Here is a 1,082-nt window from a genome sequence, read left to right as displayed (position 1 = left end):
CCGGCGGCGGCTCGCGCGCCGCCTGCCCGGGCCGGGCCGGCCGAAGCAGCAGCCGGCCACCGGGCCGGGGCAGGACGGTCAGGCCCGGTGCGCCTCGCCGTGGGCGCGCGCGAGCTCCAGGTACATCGCGGCGTTCAGCTTGATGCCCTCTCGCTCCTCCGCGGTCAGCTCCCGCTTGACCTTCGCCGGCACGCCCGCGACCAGCGAACCGGGCGGGACGCGCATGCCCTGCGGGACCAGTGCCTGCGCGGCGATCAGCGAGCCGGCCCCGATGTGGGCGCCGTTCAGGACGGTGGCGCCCATGCCGACCAGCACGTCGTCCTCCACGGTGCACCCGTGCAGGACCGCGTTGTGGCCGACCGAGACGCGCTCGCCGACCGTGACGGGGAAGCCCGGGTCGACGTGCACGGTGCAGTTGTCCTGCACGTTGGAGCCGGCGCCCAGGACGATCGGGCCGCAGTCGGCGCGCAGCACGGCGTGGTACCAGACGCTCGAACCCGCCGCCATCGTCACCTCACCGACCACCACGGAGGTCGGTGCGGCGAAGGCCTCCGGATGCACGTCCGGTTCCTTGCCGCCCACCGCGGTGATCAACGCCCGCTCTGCCATCGCCTGCTCCTCGTGTTGCGAAGTCGCGCCAGGGGAACGTTAGGCGACGGGCGTTCCGGCGGCGACGGTGGGGCGAACATCACAGAGCGCCGTACGAGTGGCCGGTGACCGGGGCGACTACCGTGTCCGGGTGCCGAAGAACAGAAACACGTTCTCCTCCCTGGCCGCCTGGCGGCGACGGATCCTCAGCCGGGCCGTGCACGGCGGCTGGCGATGGGTGCAGGAGACGGGTGCCGTCACCGCGGAGCACCCGGGGCGGCTGCGCTTCCGCCGGCTCGGCCCCGGCACGCGGCTGGCGTTCCCGCAGGGCACCGTCTTCGGCGAGGAGTGGATCGTGCTGGGCGACCACTGCATCATCGCCGAGCAGGTGACGCTCACGGCCGGGATGCTGCCGGGGCTCGACCTGGGCCCCGACCCGATCCTGACCCTCGGCAACGGGGTCGTCCTCGGACGCGGCAGCCACGTGGTCGCCG

At 73.9% G+C, this 1,082-nt stretch carries 1 protein-coding gene and 1 pseudogene; one reads left to right on the top strand and one right to left on the bottom strand.

All coding sequences use genetic code 11. The features are described from left to right. Positions 1-78: 78 nt before the first annotated feature. On the bottom strand, positions 79-609 hold the full coding sequence (locus A4V12_RS23025) for a gamma carbonic anhydrase family protein (RefSeq protein WP_064071319.1): 531 nt from the start codon (positions 607-609) through the stop codon (positions 79-81). Between the two features lie 130 nt (positions 610-739). Here A4V12_RS23025 and A4V12_RS39085 point away from each other — a divergent pair. After that, positions 740-1,082 (top strand): annotated as a pseudogene (locus tag A4V12_RS39085) (acyltransferase); the annotation flags it as partial.

It is taken from the genome of Streptomyces noursei (assembly GCF_001646665.1).
Lineage (GTDB): Bacteria > Actinomycetota > Actinomycetes > Streptomycetales > Streptomycetaceae > Streptomyces > Streptomyces lavendulocolor.
The sequence above is the reverse complement of the archived record's forward strand: the minus strand, read 5'-3'. Positions and strand labels throughout refer to the sequence as shown.

Excerpts from the sequence above, each read along its gene's own strand:
- A4V12_RS23025 (WP_064071319.1), bottom strand. The coding sequence starts at position 609 with ATGGCAGAGCGGGCGTTGATCACCGCGGTGGGCGGCAAGGAACCGGAC.